This window comes from Aurantibacter crassamenti (genome assembly GCF_016811105.1).
GTDB lineage: Bacteria > Bacteroidota > Bacteroidia > Flavobacteriales > Flavobacteriaceae > Aurantibacter_A > Aurantibacter_A crassamenti.
This window is the reverse complement of record NZ_JAFBGM010000001.1, coordinates 83,013-103,435: the sequence shown is the minus strand read 5'-3', so window position 1 is coordinate 103,435 and position 20,423 is coordinate 83,013. Positions and strand designations below refer to the sequence as shown.

The window sequence follows — 20,423 nt, the reverse complement described above, 5'->3', positions numbered from 1 at the left end:
CTTGTTTCGGCTTAACGTTATCGGTTTTGATATTAACCCTAATGCCTTCTATGAGTTGCTCTAGAAAGGCTATTTGTATGATATTCTCTTTATAAAAACAGGATTGATGTTCTTATTAGGTAAACAAAAAAGGGTAGCATTTTTGCTACCCTTTTATATATCAAATTTAATCAGTCTTAACTGATGTCTTCTAACTTCTTAATTGTGTTTAAACCACCTGCAATAATATTTTTTTGCTTCAATAAGATGGATGCTGTACTAGAAGGTAGTGTCGTTTCATTTAAAACGTCACTATATTCTTCTAAAGATGACTTTTCACCTCTAATAGCTTCTTCTAACATTGACTCATCATTGTCTGCAGAGAACATAGCTTTAACGTCCATCCAGGTACGATGTGCAGCACCTGTCAAACTACCGCCTTTGTCAGTTTCTTGTCCGAAGGTTTTAATTTCAGATTTTAATTCATGACCAAAATTGTAACGCTCTTGAGATTTTCTTTCAAAATAGTTTTTTAAATGGGCATGCTTTGTGTTTTCAGCAGCTTTCTTATAACCTTTTTCAGCATCATAAGTTTTCTCTAATAGATTATTTAATTTGTTTCCTATAACTTCTGTATATGTACTCATAGTGATATCTAATTTTCATGAACAATGATTTTTTTTAAGATGCCCATTGTATAACATCGAATGATATAAACAAATTTAAGGCAGGGTCTACTACTATATTTGTTCATATGAATTTAGAATTGACTCATTCAATTCGTACCAACAATTTTGTGTAAAAATTAGTGAGAAAAGAATATTTTTGGTCTTAAATCTAGTATGCTTTGGTAATGTCTTCAAAGAAAAAAGTCATTCAGTAGCTATTCAATTTTGAATTGGATCTAAGATAGCATCGTATGAAATATCTTGATTAAAAAGGTCAGCAGCAATAGGGTGGATGTTTAAATTATCAGTAGGTGCATTTTTAAGAATGTAGTTCAATTCATCAATATCAGCAGTTTCATCAAGCCAACTATTGATTCGTTTTTCTTCAATAATCAAAGGCATTTGGTTTGATAGATTCTGATGTTGTTTTACAAGCCCTTTTGCCTTACCTAACAGAAGAGAACAACTAAGAAAACCATCTTCGGTATGGTTGTACAAGCCTGCGAGTGTAAACGGCCTTTTCGATTTTAAACTAACGTAATGGGGTTGTACCTTGCCGTCTTTGAAGTAAGAGGTGAAAAAGCCATTTACTACTATAAGACACCTTCTATTTCTAAAAGCTTCACTTTGCCAATTTGAATCTTCAATACTATCTTGTGATAAGTTCAAAGTATTGGTGACACTTTGAAAAACGGGCCAATCTTCTTTATATCCTGTGGGTAACATTCCCCATATTGCCAATGATATTTCTTGACTATTCTCAATTGTTATTACCGGTAACGTAACTTCATTTAATCCAAAGATGACAACTTCAGGAGCATAAAGATTCGGGTATTTAAAGGGCCTTTCAAACGTTCTCACGACCTCTTCTAATTCTGCGGTGTTTGATAGCTTATAATACATGAATTTTATTTTAGATAGATGTTTTTCGTTTGATATTTAGTTTTACGTTTTAATTTATTTGGTATTAATAATCGGAAAACATCTTTTGTTTTGTGATACAAAGGTAAGTTTGGTTTTCAATCGTATGTTGTTCAAACGCATAAAACCTTGCCCCAAATACAATTCAATTATACCTCATTTGTAATCGCAACTTTATCCGGAAAATGTAACGTGCGAATTGGGAAAGGAATATTGATGTTGTTTTGATCAAAAGCTTCTTTGATTGCTATGATGGCTTTAGTTTTTGCCTTTGCAACTTCTATGGCCGAGGTCGATTTAATCCAGAAACGCGTTTCAAAATTAATAGAGCTATCTCCAAATTCCTTATAAAGAAATATAACTTCATCTTTATTTTGAACTGCATCAAACTCACTTATAATTGTTTTCTTTACCAAATCTCGAGTTGCACGTAAATCAGATTCATACCCGACACCACAATCTAATATAACGCGCGATTGCGATGTAGTTGAAAAGTTTTTTATGGGGCTTTCAACCACTAATTTATTAGGTATGTAAACAAGATTATTGTCAGATTGTTTTAAGGTAACCGCCCTTAAATCAATGTTTACAACCTCACCTTCATAGTCGCTTGTCTCAATCCAATCACCAAATTTAATGTGCTTAATGTATGATAAAACAATACCTGCGTAAGTATTAGCTAAAGCACCTTGAAGCGCTAAACCAACAGCAAGACCTACAACACCAGCACCAGCCAAAATTGTATTTAAAGCTTTGCCTAAATCAAGTATACCTAAAATGAGAAATAAACCCATTAAAACAACTATCATAGAAACCATTTTTGAAATGAGGTTTTTCATTGAAAGTTGCAATTTCGTTTTGTCCATCAAGCGTAGGGCTAATTTGCTAATGTACTTTGAAGCTAAAAGCGCTAGAATAAAAACTATTATGGCAATTATAATATTAGGAATATTGAGTACAATGCTGTCTAACCAAGAATGCATTTTTTCTAACATTTTTTGCCAAGCGTTCGAAAACTGTAATTCCATCATAATGTTTATGTGATTAAAAGAGGTTATTTAGGTAAAGCTGTGTTATTGTCAAAAAAAAATGGTCTGACAAAGAAGTGTCTAGACCATTTTAACCAACCAACCAAACTACTTATATATTGTTAATTTATATTTTATTTTTTCTGTATCTGATGTAATTCATTTCTACATCTTGACTGCAAATTTAAGTAAGACATAAACTTAAGATGTGCTGTATCGAAAGTATGATTAACTGATATGCTAAGTATTTGCTATTAGCGTTAACTTTTGATTTTTTAAGGTTAAAATGTAAACGTATTCATGTAGAGATTGCACTAATCAAAAATTTTAAATCAGCTTACGAAGGATGCGTACCAAGATACTAGTCTTATTATAATGAACCCTAACAATACATTCGTCGTACGTATTGTTATAAAGAAATATATATAATAGTGGTGTTGATGCGTCGATTTTTGATGAACTATCCAATCAATATTGAAAATTGAATAATATGAAAAGTAATAGTAAAGCCGAGCCAACTTTAATTTGTATACCTGATATCAGCGGATTTACAAAATTTATGAGTGAAACTGATTTTGAACTTAGCTCAAAGGTGATTCCATCATTATTAAATCAAATTATATACTCTAATGAAATTGGATTAAAAGTTTCAGAGATTGAAGGTGATGCCGTATTATTCTTTAGAACGGGGCCGTTACCAAATTTTAAAGAATTGGTAGATCAATGCCGACAATTCTATATAGAATTTTACAGACGCCTAGAAGTTTTGCGTAAAAAATATAGTGAAAATGAGCAGGCGCTATTAATACCTAGTATGTTGGGACTTAAAATTATTCTGCATTATGGGGTGGAAGTAGCCCCTATAAAGGTTGGAACACGTATTAAGCTTATCGGAGAAGATTTGATTATTGCCCACAAATTATTGAAAAATGAAGTGCCATTAGATGAGTATCTACTACTATCAGAAGCGTTGACAGATGAATACAAGAAAACTACAATTGACAATAATATTGATTGGAGTGAATTGATTGAACATGAAACCCAATATCGTCATATAGGTGATGTTAATTACAGTTATATTGGTTTGAAAGGTTTACTAGAATAGTAGTATTTACTAGAACTACTTCGTAAAATACAACCAATTTAAATCTATGAAATATATTATTATTCAAATTGAATCTATCACTTCAAGTATTACATTATATAAGAGCCAAGAGGGGGTACCTTTCTGTTCTGTCTACAATAATTATTTGCAATTGAGTTAAAAACGAAATCAAAAGAGCAAAACAATTTTTACTAAGCGTTTTACATTTGTCTCACATAAGTAGGTTATGTAAGTTGCAATTATACTAAAAGAGAACATTGTGGGAATGTTCTCTTTTTTTATTTCAATACTACCATAGTTTTATTCTGAAGTTGATTATTACCACAATAACGCTAGTTTGTAGTGATGTATACCAAATAATATTATTTCCAAAAAGAATTACTTATTGAAAGATGAAAGTTATTTTCTCGTGTCGATTGTTCGCAAATAATCTACTGATGAAAATATCAAAAGGGTTACTTTTTCTAGTAATCAAGGCATTCTAAGCTTTCATCTTATTTTAATTTTGCAGTAGAAGGAAATATTCCGCTAATTAAAAAATAGATATCATGAAGCAAGGAGAAGAAAATACGCAGTTTATTAAGGATGAGAGTGATGATACAAAAAAGTACATATTTCAATCTAACAAGAAAACCACTTATGGCGCATATTTTATTTTGGCAGTCTTGATAGTGATAGTTGTTGCCATAGCTTTTAGCTGGTCTGAATTTCAATCATAATCTAGATAATAGAAAATGTAGTTTGAAGGGTCTAAATCCTCTAATTATATTTTTCTATGTTTTTGCGAGCTTCTACATTTTGCTTTTCTGGTGAAATAATTTATTTCAATGCGCCGTAAGGGTATTTAAGAAACATGTTCACTTTCTGTAAACAACACAATTCAATATTAAGTTAATCATTATAAGTTAAGCGATAAGTTGTCATGTAAGACCTTTATTTACTATCGCTAGCCAATTTATATAACAAGAATTTATACAGCTATTTCATGTTGGATGAATAAAATAATTATAAAACCAATCAATGTTTTTAAAAAACAACAAAAAAAATAATTTTCTTAAACTCCTTTTTGTTGGTGTCTTCCTATTTCAGTCCTGCGCTACATTTAAAACTCAGTTTGACTCAACTTCTAACGTTATAACTGATAGTGAGAAATTGGTTAATCATACCTTTTATATAGCTGGTGGTTTAGGGAATATTGAAGTTGGGTCTTCTGACGAAATTTTAAATAAACTTAAAGTTGAATTAGAATCCGCTGAAGAAAATACCACATTAATTTTTACGGGAGATAACATTACAGGCGACATCAAAAATTGGCAATCTGATAAGGCTATGCTAAAGAAGCAGCTTAACTTGATTGAAGATTTTGAAGGTAAAACAATTTTTATTCCTGGTAATAATGAATGGAAAAGTTCAGAAACTGAAAAGCTAGAACGGACTGAAGATTTTATTAAAGACCTTGATAAAGACAAAATCAATTTTTTCCCTGAAAATGCCTGTCCCCTTGAACACAAGGTAATTAATGATGATTTAGATTTAATTCTTGTCGACTCAAAATGGTTTATTAGCAATTGGTCTCGAGTTGAAAACATCAATAAAAAATGTTCAGATGTTAATACTAGAAGGCGATTTATTCAAGAATTAGAAGGATATATAAATGATGGTCAAGGCAAAAATATTATTATTGCTATGCATCATCCTGTTTTTAGTAATGGAGAAAATGCAGGCCACACTACTTTCAAAAATCATCTTTTGCCCATTCCAGTTTTTGGTAGTTTACAACAAGTAATAGGTGATTTAGGTGCTTTTAATCCTAATAATCTTAATTCAAGACGATACAACTACTTACGTATTATGGTGAGTTCTTTGGCGCAGGCTTCTGATCGAATTACTTTAGTTTCAGGACATGAAGAGAGTTTGCAATATCTTTCAGGAGGTAATTTACATCAAATTGTTAGTGGTTCTTTGGGTAGCACAGCGCCTACTAATAGAGATAAAGATAATATTACTGCTATAGGTGGTTCGCTAGCTTATGAGGGTATTTATACTGCGGGTAAAAAAGGATTCGCAAAGTTAGAATACTATGTTGATGGTAGTTCTAAAGTGACCATGATTACTGATGAAGCTGGTAAAAATAAAGTGTCTTATAATGTGCTTCCAAAATTTAATATAAAAGAAAGCCAGCACAATTTTGAAATTACGGAAGATTCGTTAAAAAAGGAATCTGTATTAAGTAATCCAAGAGATTATAATAAGAGCGGTTTTCATAAATTTTTATGGGGTAATCGCTATAGAAGTTATTATGGTAAAGAGGTAATAGCACCGGTGGCACTTCTTGATACGCTTTATGGCGGATTAAAAGTTACAAAAGAGGGCGGAGGTCATCAATCTTTTTCATTACGGTTAGAAGATAAAAATGGAAGAGAATATGCCATGCGATCATTGCGGAAAAATGCCCTTAAATTCTTAAAATTTAAACTACCAGGACTTGCTTATAATAGTGACGATTATAAAGATACTTTTGCTGAAGATGTAATTTCAGACTTCTTTACTACAGCACATCCATATTTGCAATTAGCAGTAAATCCTCTGGCAAAAGCTGCAGGGGTTAATCATTCTGATACTGATTTGTTTTACTTGCCAAAACAACCTGTACTAGAAGAGTACACAGAAGATTTTGGAGATGAACTGTACTTTATTGAAAGAAGGCCTTCAGATGAGCAAGCAAATTATAAGGGGTATAAACGCACTATTGACGAATCTGGAAAAGTAACAGATGTTGAAAGTACCACCGATATGCTCGAAAAGATTAAAAGCGATGAATCATATACAGTTGATCAGCGAAGCTATATTAGGGCTCGTGTGTTTGATATGCTTATTGGGGATTGGGATAGACATCAAGACCAATGGCGATGGATTCAATTTAAAGATTCCTTAGGTCAAAAAGAGTTCATGCCAGTGCCTCGAGATCGAGATAATTCCTTTCCTAAATTTGATGGATTCGCAATGAAGGTTATTAAGCTTTTTGTTCCGGTGAGTCGATCATGGCAAACATTTGATGGTAGTATCGATAATATTAAATGGCTTAATAATAACGGTTATAGTCTAGATCGAACTTTAGTGACCAAATTAGGTGCAAAAGCTTGGGAAGAAGAAGCAAAGGTTATTCAAGAGAATATCACGTCTGAGATTATTGATAATGCATTTTCAAATTTGCCAGCTGAGGTTAATTCAGATAGTGCTATTGTTGCTATTAAAATGGCACTGTTAGAAAGACTAAAAATGCTTTCTGAAAATGCACGTGAATATGGTGAGTTTCTTTCCACTAGTGTGGCGATTATTGCTACCGAAAAAGATGATAGTATTGAAATCACACGTTTACCAAAAGGTGAAACAAAAGTTGTGATCAAAAGAATATTATCAGATGAAAAAAACGAACAATTTTATGAGAGAACTTTTCGTCGCGATGAAACTAAAGAACTATTAATTTATGGTCTAGGTGATGATGACGTTTTTAAAGTGGAAGGTTCGGGTGATAATAATATTATGGTTCGCCTTTTAGGGGGTTATGGCGATGATACTTTTATCGTTTCGAACAATAACAACTTAAAAGTATATGAGTGGGAACATGAGAAAACAACTTTTGAAAATAAAAAGCCTCGTACGCAAATAACCGATTTATATAAAACTAACAATTATCATTTTACATACTTTAAGAATAATACTAATATTCTGGCTCCCAAAGCTGGTTTTCGAACCGATGATGGAATATTTCTAGGTCTTAAAGATGTATATGTAAAAAATGGTTTAAACTTAAATTCATTTCGCCAAAAGCACAGTTTTTCAGGTACTTACTATTTCGGATTTGAGGCCGCTGAATTGGACTATCAGGGTGTATTTGGTAATATTATTCCAAAATGGAATGTAGAAGTTGATGCTTATTTTACAAGTGATAAATATGCTAAAAATTATTTTGGTCTTGGTAATGAAACTGTAAATCAAGAAGATGCCTTCGGGCGTGATTTTTATCGGGCACGATTACAACAGTACCGGGCCAGTTTAGGTTTGGCTTACCATAGCCTGCGCATTAGAGGTGTTTTTGAATCATTTAAGGTAAATGAAACAGAGGGGCGATTGTTCACTCCATCAAATTTGAATCCCGATATATTTAATTCTCAAAATTATATAGGTGCAGAAATTACAGGTAAATATAGAAATGGTAATGCAGGTGATTTCCCTACAAAAGCACTTCAATTTGATTTTTCTTTAGGATACAAAACAAACCTTAATAATGACGGTAATGATTTTGGTTACGGTGCCTTAAATGTTGGTTTAGATCATAAACTTATTTCTTCTGGTAATTTGGTAGTAGCTACAAATGCAGAGTATAAAAGTATTATTGGTGGCGGAGATACCTTTTTTTACCATGCTCCATCATTAGGTGGTAATAATGGTCTAAGAGGCTTTCGCGATGAACGTTTTACAGGAAGATCTTATCTATATCATTCTACAGATTTAAAATTAAAATTGAAACGCTATATCACTGCTGTGTCACCAGTTACTATTGGTATGTATGGTGGTTTTGATTATGGTCGCGTTTGGGAGCCTACTAATGATTCTAATGTTTGGCATACCTCTCAAGGACTAGGTTTTTGGGTTAGCAGTCTCAAGGCATTAACCCTTAACTTGGGATATTTCAATTCAAAGGAAGGAAATATAGTGCAGTTTGGCTTTGGTTTATCACTATAGTCTTAACTCAATTTATTAATAAAAAAATATATAAAGCTATGGTCAAATCTGACAATATACTTGATAAAGTTGCCGCTCATGTAACAGCAATACTGAATAGTGAACTTGATGGGTCATACGTTTATCACAATTTAAAACATACTTTATATGTGGTAAATAGTGCGCAAGAGATTATGGCAGATATGCCAATTGATGCGCAGTCAAAAGAACTGGTACTTGTAGCTGCATGGTTTCATGATGTTGGTTACGTAAGTATGATTCAAGAGCATGAAAAACAGAGTTGTCTTATGGCAGTCAATTATTTGACGAAAGCTAATTATGGATCAGAAAATATTGATACGATTTGTAAATTAATCATGGCAACTGAAAGATATTACGTACCAACTACTGAGTTAGAGAAAATTATACGCGATGCCGATTGGTCGCATTTAGGAAAGAAAAATTATCCAGAACTTGCTGAGTTATTAAAGGTTGAAATAAAAAGTACAACCGCTAAAGACTTAAGCGAAACAGAATGGCGTAATGCTAACATAAATCTATTTAGAAATGAGCATCGCTTTTATACGGATTATGCTCAAAAAAATTGGCAAGAAAGAAAGAATAAAAACCTACGTAGGCTTATTAAAAAAAAGAAGGCTGATAAAAAGCTTGTTCGTAAAGAAAAATTAAAGGCTGCTCTTAAAAGTGAAAGTCCAGATAGGGGTATTCAAACATTGTATAGAGTTACTTTACGTAATCATATCAAACTAAGTGATATTGCAGATACCAAAGCCAATATTCTACTTTCTGTAAATGCAATAATTATATCATTAGTTCTTTCAAATTTAATACCAAAATTAGATAACCCATCCAACGATTATTTGATTTACCCCACTCTCATTTTCGTCATTTTTAGTATCGTTTCTATGGTTCTGTCAATTTCTGCCACAAGGCCAAATATAACAAGTGGTGAATTTGATATGAAAGATGTAAAGGCAAAAAAAGTGAACTTACTTTTCTTTGGAAATTTTCATATGATGGCGTTAAAAGATTATCAATTTGCCATAAAAGATATGCTTGGTGATAAAGATTATATATATGAAAGTCTTACGAAAGATTTATATTTTTTGGGTGTTGTACTTGCAAGAAAATATAAAATATTACGAGTGACATATACCATATTCATGATTGGTATGATAACATCAGTTATAGTATTCTTTGTTGCTTTTAAATATCTGGGTCCAGAACGACTATTAGTAGTGCCTGAGTTGATTAAGTAATTAACCGATGATTTATTCTTAGTTTTTTTGCGTTAATCCTTTTATCGTTTCCATCAATAGCATTGGTAGTTTACCTATAATTTAGGGTATAATTTAAAATCTAAAATAATGGAAACTATGAAGGCCGAGATAGGTATAAAAAAGAAAAATAGAGAAGCAGTTGTAGATATGTTGAAGCAACTTCTTGCCGATGAGCACGTGCTGTATATTAAAACAAGAAATGCACATTGGAATATTGAAGGTATTGACTTTCACTCTAAGCATGTTTTTCTAGAAGAACAATATAATAAGTTAGAAGCTTCGATTGATGAAATCGCCGAACGTATTCGTATGCTCGGATTTTATGCGCCAGGTACAATGGAACAATTTTTAGAGGCATCGCAGCTGAAAGAAGACGGACCAGAGCAAAACAACACAAAAGGGTTTTTTACAATTCTCTTAAAAGATCATGATAACATCATAAAGTTTATCAGAAAAAGTATTAGTGAGAATGCTGAAGAACACAATGATGAAGGTACAGCAGACTTCATAACTGCTTTAATGCAGACACATGAACAAATGGCTTGGATGATGCGTGCTACATTAAAAGAATTCTAGAAGTTCTCTAGAAAATGTTGATTGTGTAAGACGATAGGTTTATTCCTGTCGTTTTTTTGTGCTATTAAATTAGTTTAATGTACATCTATTAAAGATGTTAAAGCTCTTTACCATTAAAAATAGGTGTTGAATTATAAAGTTTATTTCTACTGTTTGTACGAACAAAAATATTCTATTAAGAATAGAGCAATCTAAGTTTATGCTAGCAAAAAAAATACTCATTAACCAAAATTCTAATTTTGGTTAATGAGTATTGATAATAAAAATCGCCTACTAAAATGTAGACGATTTTTTGGGGGAATTATTCAAATATTATGCTGTAACAGCCATTGAATTTTGATGATTTTGATAATGCTTAGGGCTACAGTTATATTTTTCTTTAAATATTTTTGAAAAATAACTTCTACTTGTTAACCCTACTGTATACACAACTTCAGAAATATTCAAATCTGAAGTTCGAATTAACTTTTCAGCAGCTTCTACTCGAACGTTTCTTACAAAGTCAGATACTGTTCTACCGTGTAATGCTTTAAATCCTTCTTGTAATTTAAAAGGTGATAAGCCAGATTTTTTGCTTAAATATTTTAGACTGTATTGTATTTCAGGATAATTGCGAATTAACTCAGATAGTTCATTCACATCTTCCATCTCTTTTTTAGTTAATGAGCCATTGTTGCTTTCTGCATTTGCCATGTCTTCAGTATGTTGCTGTATTTCTAATGCTAGAATTAAGTATACTAATCCGTTGATTAATAAGTTACGAACAATACCCTTTTGAGATACAGCATCTAATTGTTGAATACGCTCTGCAATTTTCAAATTGAATGACCCCACGTACGCAAAGGTGTTTGAAGAAGTATTTGGCGCGAAAGTGTTCTGCAACTGAAATTTCAAATCTTCATCGTTAACTTCATCAGCGTCAACCTGAATCATAGAAACCTTCACTTCTTCATCTTTTCTAAAATGTAAACATGTATTTTGCTTTGAAGCATTAGAAATAATTCCTGTTTGAAATTGGCCTAATCTATATTTTTTACCAAAGGTTCCAAAACTCTGCATTAACTGTCCCTTTGAACAATAGCTAAATTGAATCGGGTGGTTTTCATCTGATTCATGAACTAAAACTACATCTTCATTAAAAGTGATATCATATTCTATATATGAAATTGCTTCTTCTGTTGAGTTACCTGTAATGAAACCCTTCGCAAGTCCATTATTTAATTCTAAAGAAAATTCTTTAGATGAATTTTGAAATGTTCCGCCTAATTGTGCTTGAAGTTGTTCAAAAAGTACTTCTAATATTGTTGAGGTGATTTTTATAGTTTTCATGATGATTGTTTTTTAGTTATGTTTTTTATTATTGTTTTTCAAGTAGAACCTTTACTATTAGTAGTCCTATTGAAGATGCTAACAACAGATGTACTATGGGACCAGAATTGTAAAAAAAGAACCCTATGATCCAAGTAATCATGCTAAAAGCCGCTATGCTGTTTAAAATTTTTGACATTGAATTAATGTTAGAATTAAAAGAGCTTGATTTGGCTTCGAGGTTTAGCATTGTTTTACCCAATGCTTAATTCTTCATTTTCTTGGCCGCCTACTTCAGGTTGTAAGTCTAAATGCTTACTAACTTCTGATTGATATTCATTGTAGCTCCTAGTTTTACCTACTCGTGCGTTTTGGTCAAAATAATTATTTGAAGTGCTCATACTGTTGTGACTTTAGTTGTTTTTGTACCTGTTTTAATTGTACACTACAAAGTTGCCACAAGAGAGCGCCTCTTGTGTTACACAATTATGGTATTCCCTTATATAATTTTATGATTTGGTAGGTTTTTCAGGGTAAAAGCTAGAAAAAGAATGGAATGAGCTAGTTTTTACCATAAAAAATTGAAAACCTTTGAGGATGTTTATTTCAATTATAAATGAGCTTAAACCTATCTTATTTATAGGAAGGTTATAGGTGTTTTTTGATTTAAGCAGGAAGATATATACAGAAAGTAGAGCCTTCACCAGGTGCACTCTCTGCCACAATATGTCCGTTATGGTTTTCTACAATTTTTTTGCAGATGGCCAAACCGATACCCGTACCAGAATACTCGTGTTTTTGATGTAGCCGTTGAAATAGTTCAAAAATTTTCTTGGCATTTTCTTGATTAAAACCAATACCGTTATCCATAATTGAAATACGATAATATTTTTTTGATTTCGTAACAAAATCATCACCTATTTGTTTGCTAGTAACTTTCTTGCAATCAATAATGATTTTTGATTCAACATCTGCATTGCGATATTTGATAGCGTTTGATAGCAGATTATTAAACAATTGTTCCATTTGAAACGGAACAGCTTTTAAAGTAGGCATATTGTCAATAGCAATATGTACCCCTGTTTCTTTTATACGGTCTTCTAAATCTTCTTTTACCTTATCTAATACGTCATCAAGATTTATTTTTACAAAGTCGTCTTTGGTTTTATTGATGCGCGAATAGGATAATAGATACTTAACAAGCGTCTGCATGCGATTTGCAGAAGAGTTTACTTTTTCAATATAGCCTCTGCCTTTTACAGATAAATTGTCAAGTTCAGCAGAAGAGAGACGTGAGATAAACATTTGAATTTTACGCAAAGGTTCTTGCAAATCATGGCTAGCTACACGGTTAAAAGATTCTAATTCTTCATTAGACCTTTTTAAATCTCGGTTTTTGTCACGCAGTTTTTGTTCAGCTTTTAATTCTGAGGTAACATCTCTTACTAGACCTATGACGGTATTATTTTCTATATGACCGGAAGTATTGAGGTACTTGATTTTTTTGTTTTTAGTTAGTACGCGATAGGTAGTATCTTCTATAGTATTATTTTCTACCGCTTTTTTAAAGTTTAAATCATAAAGTTTAACATCATCAGGATGAATCAACTTTCTGTGGTTTTCGGGGTTTAATTCTAGCTCACCAGGTTCATAACCTAGAATTCGGTAATAATTATCTGATATGGTAGATTCTAAAGAAATTAAATCCCATTGGAAACTTCCAATTTTCGCTAATCTTTCCGCATCAGTGAGAATAGTATTTTGAATGGTTAGATTTTTATTCAAAGACTTTAACTTTCGTTCAGCCATTACTTCTGCTGTTTTCTCGGCAGAAATCAATAATACACCTTCATCTAGTTTAGATGCCGTGCTTGAAAACACTTGAGGCGTACCAAAGAATTCGGTATATTCTTTTTCTATCTGTTGAATGGAATTAGTTTCATAACTTTTTATCATGATGTCAGATACACCGTTTTCGAGCATAACTGGGTATACATCGCTCATTTTTCTGCCGATGATTTCATCTGCGGTATCACCAGTAGCATCGACTATGACATCATTAGAATACGCTATATTGAAATCGATAATTTTGCCATTTTGATTATGTATGGGCTCATAGTATACTACTACATTGTTGGTAGATTTTAAAATTTTCTCTAAAAACATCTGAGTATTTGTAATCCTTTTTCTGCTTGAATTTATTTTTTGAAAGGCAAACAGAAAAATCAATAATGAAAACAAAAAAGATGCAATTGAAGCCACAGGTGTTAAAGAAATGCGAGAGCTGTAATCTTCTTTGCGCTGCTCTAATTTGCTTTCCTCTTCTAACATCATATCTTCCTTAAGTTGAAGTATATCTTCTAATAAGTCGATGGTGATAATGTATTGTACATTCGCCTTTAAAACGGAGTCTTTTTTAGATGTAGTGTCTAGCGTTGATGAAACTACTCGGTTGTACAATTGGGCATTTAGCCCATCCATTTCTTTTAGATGATTTTGTTGTATTATGTTATCCTTTGTTAGCTCTTTTAATCGAGCCATAGATTCATTACCTTCATTTTGATAGGTAAATACATTGTCTCGTAATTTTGAATCGTCTTTTAAGAGTACATCAAATTGCGTGGCTACCAGTAGGGTGTAACTTGCAAAAAGATTGTTTATTTCTTTTTGAACTTCTAGCGAATGACTCACTAATTCTGAACTTTTCTGTAGGCCTGTTGTTTGCTTGTAGACTATTGCCGCAGTAAAGAGTAAAATGCCAACTGCAATAATCAATATGATGACATAGAGTTTATAAGAAGAAGGTATTTTCGATAATTTCATCTCAATTGCGCTTTAAATTCGTAACAAAAAATTATCCTTGTTAAGACTTGAAGTATGGTACTGCCAGTTCATTTGTAGTACTTTTTCAATGGCATTACATAGCTCTGTAAAATTGTTGGGTTTATTGATGTAAATATTAGCTCCGTTTATAAAGGTTTCTTCAATATCAAATTCTGACGATGAGGTTGAATAGATAGCTACACACAAATCTTTAAGTTTGGGGCAATTTCTAATTTCCTTTAAACATTGCATACCATTTTTAATAGGCATGTTTAAATCAAGAAAAATAAGTTGTGGTAGACTATTTGTCGAATGAAGATAATCCATTAGCTGCTGGCCATCATGAAATAGTGACAGCTTCGATTCTACCTTGGTCTCTTCAATGGCCTCGCTAAATAAAAGACGATCGTCTTCATCGTCATCGGCCAATACAATATGCATAAAGTTTGTGTTCATATAGATTTAGGAAATTATCGAGGTCAAGATAGTTCTTTTCGCTTCATTATTATACGTTGAAAAACAGAGGGGGTAAGCCCCGTTGTTTTTTTAAACTGACCAGACAAATGAGCAACACTACTGTAATTGAGTCGAAAAGCAATTTCAGTCAATGTCAGGTTATTTTCTGCTATTAGCGTTTTGGCATAATCAATCTTCTTCAAGATGACAAAGTTTTCTATTGAGCTGTAGGTGGTCTCAGAGAAAACATTTGATAAATGGTTGTATGAATAATTCAATTTATCAGAAAGATAGGTTGAAACTTTGTACAGTTTTGCCTTTTCATCAAGATAAATCATTTCGGTAATTGTGTCTTTAATTCGCTGTACTAAGGCACTTTTCTCATCATCTATTATGTTAATGCCATACGAATTAAGAGTAGTTTGTAACCACTCAAGCTGTTCTGCGTTGAGCGGATTTTCAATGTCAACCTCACCAAGTCCTGAAATGGTATAGGTGACGCCCAATTGATTGAAACAATCCTCTAATACTTTTTTACAAGTTTTATTGAAATCAAATTTGAGGTAAATCTTCATTAATTAAGCATCTTGGTTTTGAACTCAATGTAAATAAATGATGTTTTTAGTTAGAATACAAGATATACATAAAAACTAATTAAATAACACCTTTTAAATCTTCATGGGCAGTTTAGATAGTGGTTAAAATAAACAAGAAAAAAATACAAAGCAATTTGATATCAGTTAACATTCAATTTGATTAAGGCAACTTGAAAGTTATGTTTTAACTTCTTTTGTGTTGCATGTATTCTACGATTCTAAATGGAGCAATCAATTGAAAATAAGTTTAAATTCATTCATTTGCCAAAATTGCTGAAGAATACCTTCAGTGCTTGGTTAGATAAAGACCCTTTCAGACTTGGAGCGGTAGTGGCGTATTATTCTATTCTTTCATTACCTGCATTACTAATTATAATTATGGACATTATCGGAGCCATTTGGGGTAGAGAGCTAGTTCAGGGTGAACTTTTCTCAGAGATTGCAGCTGCTGTAGGTTCAGATACAGCTGCATCAATTCAAGCAATGGTTACAAAAAAAGGAGATGCAAATACTTCTGTTTTTGCGACCGTGTTAGGTGTGGGCGTTTTAATTTATGGAGCAACCGGAGTATTTTATCAATTACAAAATGCACTTGATGATATTTGGGGCACTGAAAAAAAGTATAGTAATGATTTTATTGCTGTGCTCTTCGGCCGGTTGAAAAGTTTTGGGTTTATTCTCATTTTTGGGTTTCTATTATTGGTTAGTTTTGTGCTCACGTCGCTATTAACAAGTTTTGCGAATAGAATTTCTACACTCTTATCTTCTGAAATAGTAGGTGTGGCTTATTTTATTGATATTTCGCTGTCCTTGGTTTTCATATATTTCTTATTCGCGTCTATGTTTAAATACTTGCCTAGCAAACATTTAAGCTGGCCAGCTGTTCGCGTTGGTGCGGCGTTAACCACAATACTTTTTATTATGGGCAAGTATATTTTGGCTTTTTATTTCAGTCAATCAGAACCTGGATCTACGTATGGTGCTGCAGGTTCTATTATTATAGTCATGTTATGGGTTTCTTATTCTAGTTTAATTTTGTTCTTTGGTGCTCAATTCACCAAGGTCTATTCAGATAAATACCTCCGCTAACCAAACTCATAATTACAAGGCTGGCTGCTTAATAAATATTTTTATATCCGCACCTACAACGTTACTCTTATAATCGTTTGAGTTAACCTTTTTATTCAACCTCATTTAGATTTGTATGCTGTATAGGTTATATAGAACCATGAATCAATTCAAATGAAATCGAATACTATCGCCAGAGGAATATTAAAAGCAATTGCCGTTTTTGTGGGTGTTGTATTGCTTTGTTTTTTTATTTACAAGGTACAATCAGTAATTGCTTATGTTGTAATTGCGGGGGTAGTCGCACTGTTAGGGCGTCCGATTGTGGCCTTATTAAGGCGAAAGTTGAAATTTCCCAATACAATGGCTGTCATCTTTACAATGCTCGTTATTTTCGGATTATTACTAGGTGTTTTGGCACTTTTCATTCCTTTATTATCAGATCAAGGTGACAATCTTTCCTTCTTAAATATGAAGGATATGCAAAACGCCTTAGATAAACTATATAATCAAATTACAGGGTATTTTGGTGCTTCACCTAAAGTTGTTGATAAGCTAATGGAAGGTGGTGAGTTAGAAAAAAATTTAATGGAAGAGCTAGATATGGGCTTTGTGCCTAAGTTCTTAAATTCATTATTTGAAATTTTAAGTAGTTTCGGTATTGGTCTATTTTCAGTATTATTTATCTCATTTTTCTTTTTGAAAGATAGTAAGTTTATTCAGGGCGTGCTTTTGAAAATAATTCCTAAACCATATGAGACAAAAGCAATTAATTCTATTGAATCAATCAAAAACTTATTATCACGCTATTTTGTTGGTTTAACCTTTCAAATCTTAATTCTCTTTGTTATTTATAGTGTTGTTCTCTTAGTAGTGGGAGTAGAAAATGCAATTGTAATCGCCTTATTATGCGCGCTATTCAATATTATTCCATATTTAGGTCCGATGATAGGTGCTGGTGTAATGGTACTTTTAACCATGATAAGTTTTCTAGACCAAGATTTTAGTCTTGTTATTTTACCAAATGCAGGTTATGTTCTTTTAGGTGTCGTAATTGGTCAATTGGTTGATAATTTCTTCTCACAACCCTTGATTTTTTCACATAGTGTTAAATCACATCCTTTAGAAATATTTTTAGTAATTGTAATAGCCGGATTGCTCTTTGGAGTGGTGGGTATGATTGTGGCGGTACCTGGTTATACAGTCGTCAAAGTAATCTTAAAAGAGTTCATGCTTGATTATCGCTGGGTAAAAGCAATCACAAAAGGATTATAGTTGATGCTTCGGCAATTTGTTTTTCATATTATAGCTGCACTCGTAATTATCAACTTAAAAATTTAGTTTGAAACAGACTTCAAAATGAGGATTGCATTAAAAATAAACCTTATTGGGTTAATGGAAATCAGGCATTTATAGAATCTTTGTGTATATAAAAATAACCTCTAAAAACATTCAAGATGAGAAGCATTCTATGGTTAGTCGCAGTAATAGCAATTATTATTTGGGTTTTAGGCTTTTTTGGCATTGTTGCCGGAATTGGTTCTAGTAGCCTTATACATTTATTATTAGTTATAGCAGTCATTGCTATTCTATATAACATTATTTCAGGGCGAAAGCCTTTGTAGTAAGACTACATATTCGAAAAAAAAATCCTGATAGTAGTATCAGGATTTTTTTTGTTTTCCGTAGCCATGTTTAAAAAATAAAAGTACTTGCTGTTGATGATTTATATTAGTTGCGAAAGGATTAAAAAGGGAATTGATTACGTCAATTTTTAGATATTATGTAAGATATCTTTATGGTAGTATTTTAAATATAAATTATTAAAACAGACAAGATGAACACAGATATTTTACAAGGAAAATGAAACAAGTGAAAGGTAATTTCAAACAGAAATATGGTGATCTTACCGATGATGACCTTACCTATACAGAAGGCAAATTTGATGAGATGATAGGAAGGTTACAAGAAAAAACAGGAAAGACAAAAGAAGAATTGAAAAAGGAGATTAGTGCCATGTAATTGGTACGGTTGAATTTATAAAAGCTCCAAAGGTTATTTTGGAGCTTTTTATATAAAAAGTATAAAACAAAAAAACATGCCTACTACACAACCACTTATCTTTTTGACTGATGATGATAGAGATGATTTAACAATGTTTCAAGAAGCATTGTTAGAAATTGATTCGAATATTCGATTTAAGGGTTTTGAAAATGGTGTTGAACTTATGGAGCGCCTTTTAAAGGTTGATGAAGAATTACCAAACGCTATATATTTAGATTTAAATATGCCATTAATGAATGGTGAGGAATGTGTAGACGACATTCGTGCGGAAGCTCGTTTTAATGAAATTCCTATTATTATTTACTCCTCTTATGTTGATGAGTTAAAAATGGATATTATTCAAAAGAAAGGCGCAAATCTGTATTTAGTAAAACCTTCTTCTTTTGATAATTTAAAAAGTGCATTACGTAAAAGTTTGGGGTATGTACAAACTGTAGATAAAGCTGAACTTAAAGCATTTGAGTTTGTTATTGTTGATGAATAAAAATATCAATTCTGAATTCGAATGAGTTTAATTGCCTTTTCTGGGCAAACTTGTACACATAAGCCACAAGCATGACATAAATTTGGATCTGTTATGTAGGCTTTTTTTGGTTTAAAAAAAGTCTTAATTTTTCCTTTTATATTTAGCTTTAATCGGTCTTCTGGTGTAATTGTACGCATTTCTAAAACATCGTAAGGGCAAGCCGGAATACAATCTTCTTTTCCTCCACAATTACTAAGGTTGATAAGGGGCATTAACTTCCCAGAGTTTGCATCACAATTAGATTTTAATGCCTTCATATTACCATAGTTTAATTATACATGTGTTAAGAATATCGTATTTCCAGTAGGGTCAACACACCAAAAACCATCATCTTTTTTTTCATAATCAGAAATGTTATTTAAAGCTTCAGTGAGTTTATCTTTCGATTTGAAGATGATTTGATAATGGCGCATGCCCGCACTTTCTGACGGGGCCAATGGTTTATTCATACCATGCCATGAATTCATGACCATGCGGTGCGTGTACTTACCCCCAGCACCTAGATCTGCAAACATATATTGTGGCAGATAATTAGACTCATTATATCCTATTTTTTTATAATAGGCATTCGATTTTTCAACATTGTTGGCGTATAAATGTAAATGGCCAATGTATGTATCTTCTGCAATGGTTCTATTCACGTCTTTATCTTTTAACGCTTTCAATACTTCATGCAAATCTAGGCGATCTGATGCTGAACGAATAGTGCCATCGGCGCCTTCCATTCGTAGTCCGCCTCCAGTTATCACTCTTTTAAACCGTTCAGGTGTTTCTAAAGTAAACTCAACATTAATGCCATCTGAGTCATCTAAATAAATTGACTTAGACATGGTGTGGTCTGTTGGAGCGTACGGATATCTATTGACATTCAATCGATGAATCATGCTTGCGAATTCAGCTTCATTAGGCGCATGAATAGCAAAATGATATAATCCGCTATACCCTTTTTGAAAAGGTGTTTTAGCGGTTTCATGTACTACAACCAGGGTTTTGTATTCTGTTCCAAATTCAGCAATTTGCCCTGAACTTTCCCTCAGTTTCATGCCTACTATTTTAGTCCAGAAAAAGGTAGCTTTTTCAAGACTCGTATTATTCAAATGAATCGCCCCGAAAGAAGCAAATTCAGTTAAATCATTTTGCTTGGTATTGCTCATTGCATTTGCTGCTGTAGAAAATCCATCCATAATTATAACAATTGATGCGCCAAAAATTCTTTTGAGAAAGTGTTTCCGTTGCATTTTTTACTCTAAATATAGTTAGAGCATAGTAACATCAACTA

Annotated in this window: 21 protein-coding genes and 1 pseudogene; 11 read left to right on the top strand and 11 right to left on the bottom strand. The window is 32.5% G+C overall.

The annotated features are described in order from the left end of the window. Positions 1–176 precede the first annotated feature (176 nt). From JQC67_RS00410 to JQC67_RS00400, 3 genes are all read right to left on the bottom strand, one after another. Entirely contained in the window at positions 177–626 is a 450-nt protein-coding gene (locus JQC67_RS00410) for a ferritin-like domain-containing protein (protein WP_203250892.1), read from the bottom strand. Positions 627–866: 240 nt separating this feature from the next. Continuing rightward, positions 867–1,550, bottom strand: a complete 684-nt coding sequence (locus JQC67_RS00405; protein WP_203250891.1) for an SOS response-associated peptidase — start codon at positions 1,548–1,550, stop codon at positions 867–869. A 167-nt stretch (positions 1,551–1,717) separates the two neighbouring features. Then, positions 1,718–2,599, bottom strand: coding sequence for a mechanosensitive ion channel family protein (locus JQC67_RS00400; protein WP_317198342.1), 882 nt, complete (start codon positions 2,597–2,599; stop codon positions 1,718–1,720). Positions 2,600–3,086: 487 nt separating this feature from the next. Here JQC67_RS00400 and JQC67_RS00395 point away from each other — a divergent pair, with 487 nt between their 5' ends. From JQC67_RS00395 to JQC67_RS00375, 5 genes are all read left to right on the top strand, one after another. Next, positions 3,087–3,701 carry a DUF2652 domain-containing protein gene (locus tag JQC67_RS00395; RefSeq protein ID WP_203250890.1) on the top strand — a complete coding sequence of 205 codons (615 nt, stop codon included), beginning with the start codon at positions 3,087–3,089 and terminating at the stop codon, positions 3,699–3,701. Between the two features lie 548 nt (positions 3,702–4,249). Then, positions 4,250–4,420: a hypothetical protein gene (locus tag JQC67_RS00390; protein WP_203250889.1), complete on the top strand. Its 171-nt coding sequence runs from the start codon at positions 4,250–4,252 to the stop codon at positions 4,418–4,420. A gap of 301 nt (positions 4,421–4,721) precedes the next feature. After that, a complete protein-coding gene (locus JQC67_RS00385; protein ID WP_203250888.1) occupies positions 4,722–8,447 on the top strand; it encodes a ShlB/FhaC/HecB family protein in 3,726 nt (1,241 codons plus the stop codon). Positions 8,448–8,485: 38 nt separating this feature from the next. Continuing rightward, positions 8,486–9,706 (top strand): Pycsar system effector family protein, encoded by a 1,221-nt coding sequence (locus tag JQC67_RS00380; RefSeq protein ID WP_203250887.1) that lies wholly within the window; start codon positions 8,486–8,488, stop codon positions 9,704–9,706. 108 nt (positions 9,707–9,814) lie between these two features. Beyond that, positions 9,815–10,303 (top strand): Dps family protein, encoded by a 489-nt coding sequence (locus tag JQC67_RS00375; protein ID WP_317198341.1) that lies wholly within the window; start codon positions 9,815–9,817, stop codon positions 10,301–10,303. A 312-nt stretch (positions 10,304–10,615) separates the two neighbouring features. Here JQC67_RS00375 and JQC67_RS00370 read toward each other — a convergent pair whose 3' ends face one another. After that, on the bottom strand, positions 10,616–11,632 hold the full coding sequence (locus tag JQC67_RS00370) for a helix-turn-helix domain-containing protein (RefSeq protein ID WP_203250886.1): 1,017 nt from the start codon (positions 11,630–11,632) through the stop codon (positions 10,616–10,618). A gap of 28 nt (positions 11,633–11,660) precedes the next feature. Next, a complete protein-coding gene (locus tag JQC67_RS19215) occupies positions 11,661–11,774 on the bottom strand; it encodes a DUF5670 family protein (protein WP_394369460.1) in 114 nt (37 codons plus the stop codon). Between JQC67_RS19215 and JQC67_RS19110 the strand changes: the two genes are divergently transcribed. Beyond that, positions 11,758–11,880: a hypothetical protein gene (locus JQC67_RS19110; RefSeq protein WP_262896939.1), complete on the top strand. Its 123-nt coding sequence runs from the start codon at positions 11,758–11,760 to the stop codon at positions 11,878–11,880. The two genes, JQC67_RS19215 and JQC67_RS19110, sit on opposite strands and share 17 nt — an antisense overlap. On the opposite strand, the gene JQC67_RS00365 is transcribed toward JQC67_RS19110, so the two are convergent. The 4 genes from JQC67_RS00365 to JQC67_RS00350 all read right to left on the bottom strand — a co-directional run bounded on the left by JQC67_RS00365 (position 11,866) and on the right by JQC67_RS00350 (position 15,465). Further along, positions 11,866–12,012: a hypothetical protein gene (locus JQC67_RS00365; protein WP_203250885.1), complete on the bottom strand. Its 147-nt coding sequence runs from the start codon at positions 12,010–12,012 to the stop codon at positions 11,866–11,868. The two genes, JQC67_RS19110 and JQC67_RS00365, sit on opposite strands and share 15 nt — an antisense overlap. A 265-nt stretch (positions 12,013–12,277) precedes the next feature. Further along, the gene (locus JQC67_RS00360; RefSeq protein ID WP_203250884.1) at positions 12,278–14,434 is read right to left on the bottom strand and encodes an ATP-binding protein; all 2,157 of its coding nucleotides are present in this window, start codon (positions 14,432–14,434) and stop codon (positions 12,278–12,280) included. Positions 14,435–14,446: 12 nt separating this feature from the next. Next, entirely contained in the window at positions 14,447–14,890 is a 444-nt protein-coding gene (locus JQC67_RS00355; protein WP_203250883.1) for a response regulator, read from the bottom strand. Positions 14,891–14,913: 23 nt separating this feature from the next. After that, positions 14,914–15,465 carry a helix-turn-helix domain-containing protein gene (locus JQC67_RS00350; RefSeq protein ID WP_203250882.1) on the bottom strand — a complete coding sequence of 184 codons (552 nt, stop codon included), beginning with the start codon at positions 15,463–15,465 and terminating at the stop codon, positions 14,914–14,916. Positions 15,466–15,708: 243 nt separating this feature from the next. On the opposite strand from JQC67_RS00350, the gene JQC67_RS00345 reads away from it, so the two are divergent. The 5 genes and pseudogenes from JQC67_RS00345 to JQC67_RS00325 all read left to right on the top strand — a co-directional run bounded on the left by JQC67_RS00345 (position 15,709) and on the right by JQC67_RS00325 (position 19,102). Further along, entirely contained in the window at positions 15,709–16,575 is an 867-nt protein-coding gene (locus JQC67_RS00345) for a YihY/virulence factor BrkB family protein (protein WP_203250881.1), read from the top strand. A 153-nt stretch (positions 16,576–16,728) separates the two neighbouring features. Beyond that, positions 16,729–17,829 (top strand): AI-2E family transporter, encoded by a 1,101-nt coding sequence (locus JQC67_RS00340; RefSeq protein ID WP_203250880.1) that lies wholly within the window; start codon positions 16,729–16,731, stop codon positions 17,827–17,829. Between the two features lie 182 nt (positions 17,830–18,011). Continuing rightward, on the top strand, positions 18,012–18,179 hold the full coding sequence (locus JQC67_RS00335; RefSeq protein WP_203250879.1) for a lmo0937 family membrane protein: 168 nt from the start codon (positions 18,012–18,014) through the stop codon (positions 18,177–18,179). 212 nt (positions 18,180–18,391) lie between these two features. Further along, positions 18,392–18,576 (top strand): annotated as a pseudogene (locus JQC67_RS00330) (CsbD family protein). Positions 18,577–18,652: 76 nt separating this feature from the next. Further along, positions 18,653–19,102, top strand: coding sequence for a response regulator (locus JQC67_RS00325; RefSeq protein ID WP_203250878.1), 450 nt, complete (start codon positions 18,653–18,655; stop codon positions 19,100–19,102). A gap of 5 nt (positions 19,103–19,107) precedes the next feature. Here the strand turns inward: JQC67_RS00325 and JQC67_RS00320 are convergent, their stop codons facing one another. Then, the gene (locus JQC67_RS00320) at positions 19,108–19,401 is read right to left on the bottom strand and encodes a 4Fe-4S dicluster domain-containing protein (protein ID WP_203250877.1); all 294 of its coding nucleotides are present in this window, start codon (positions 19,399–19,401) and stop codon (positions 19,108–19,110) included. A 15-nt stretch (positions 19,402–19,416) separates the two neighbouring features. After that, entirely contained in the window at positions 19,417–20,382 is a 966-nt protein-coding gene (locus JQC67_RS00315) for a VOC family protein (protein WP_203250876.1), read from the bottom strand. Positions 20,383–20,423: the final 41 nt, after the last annotated feature.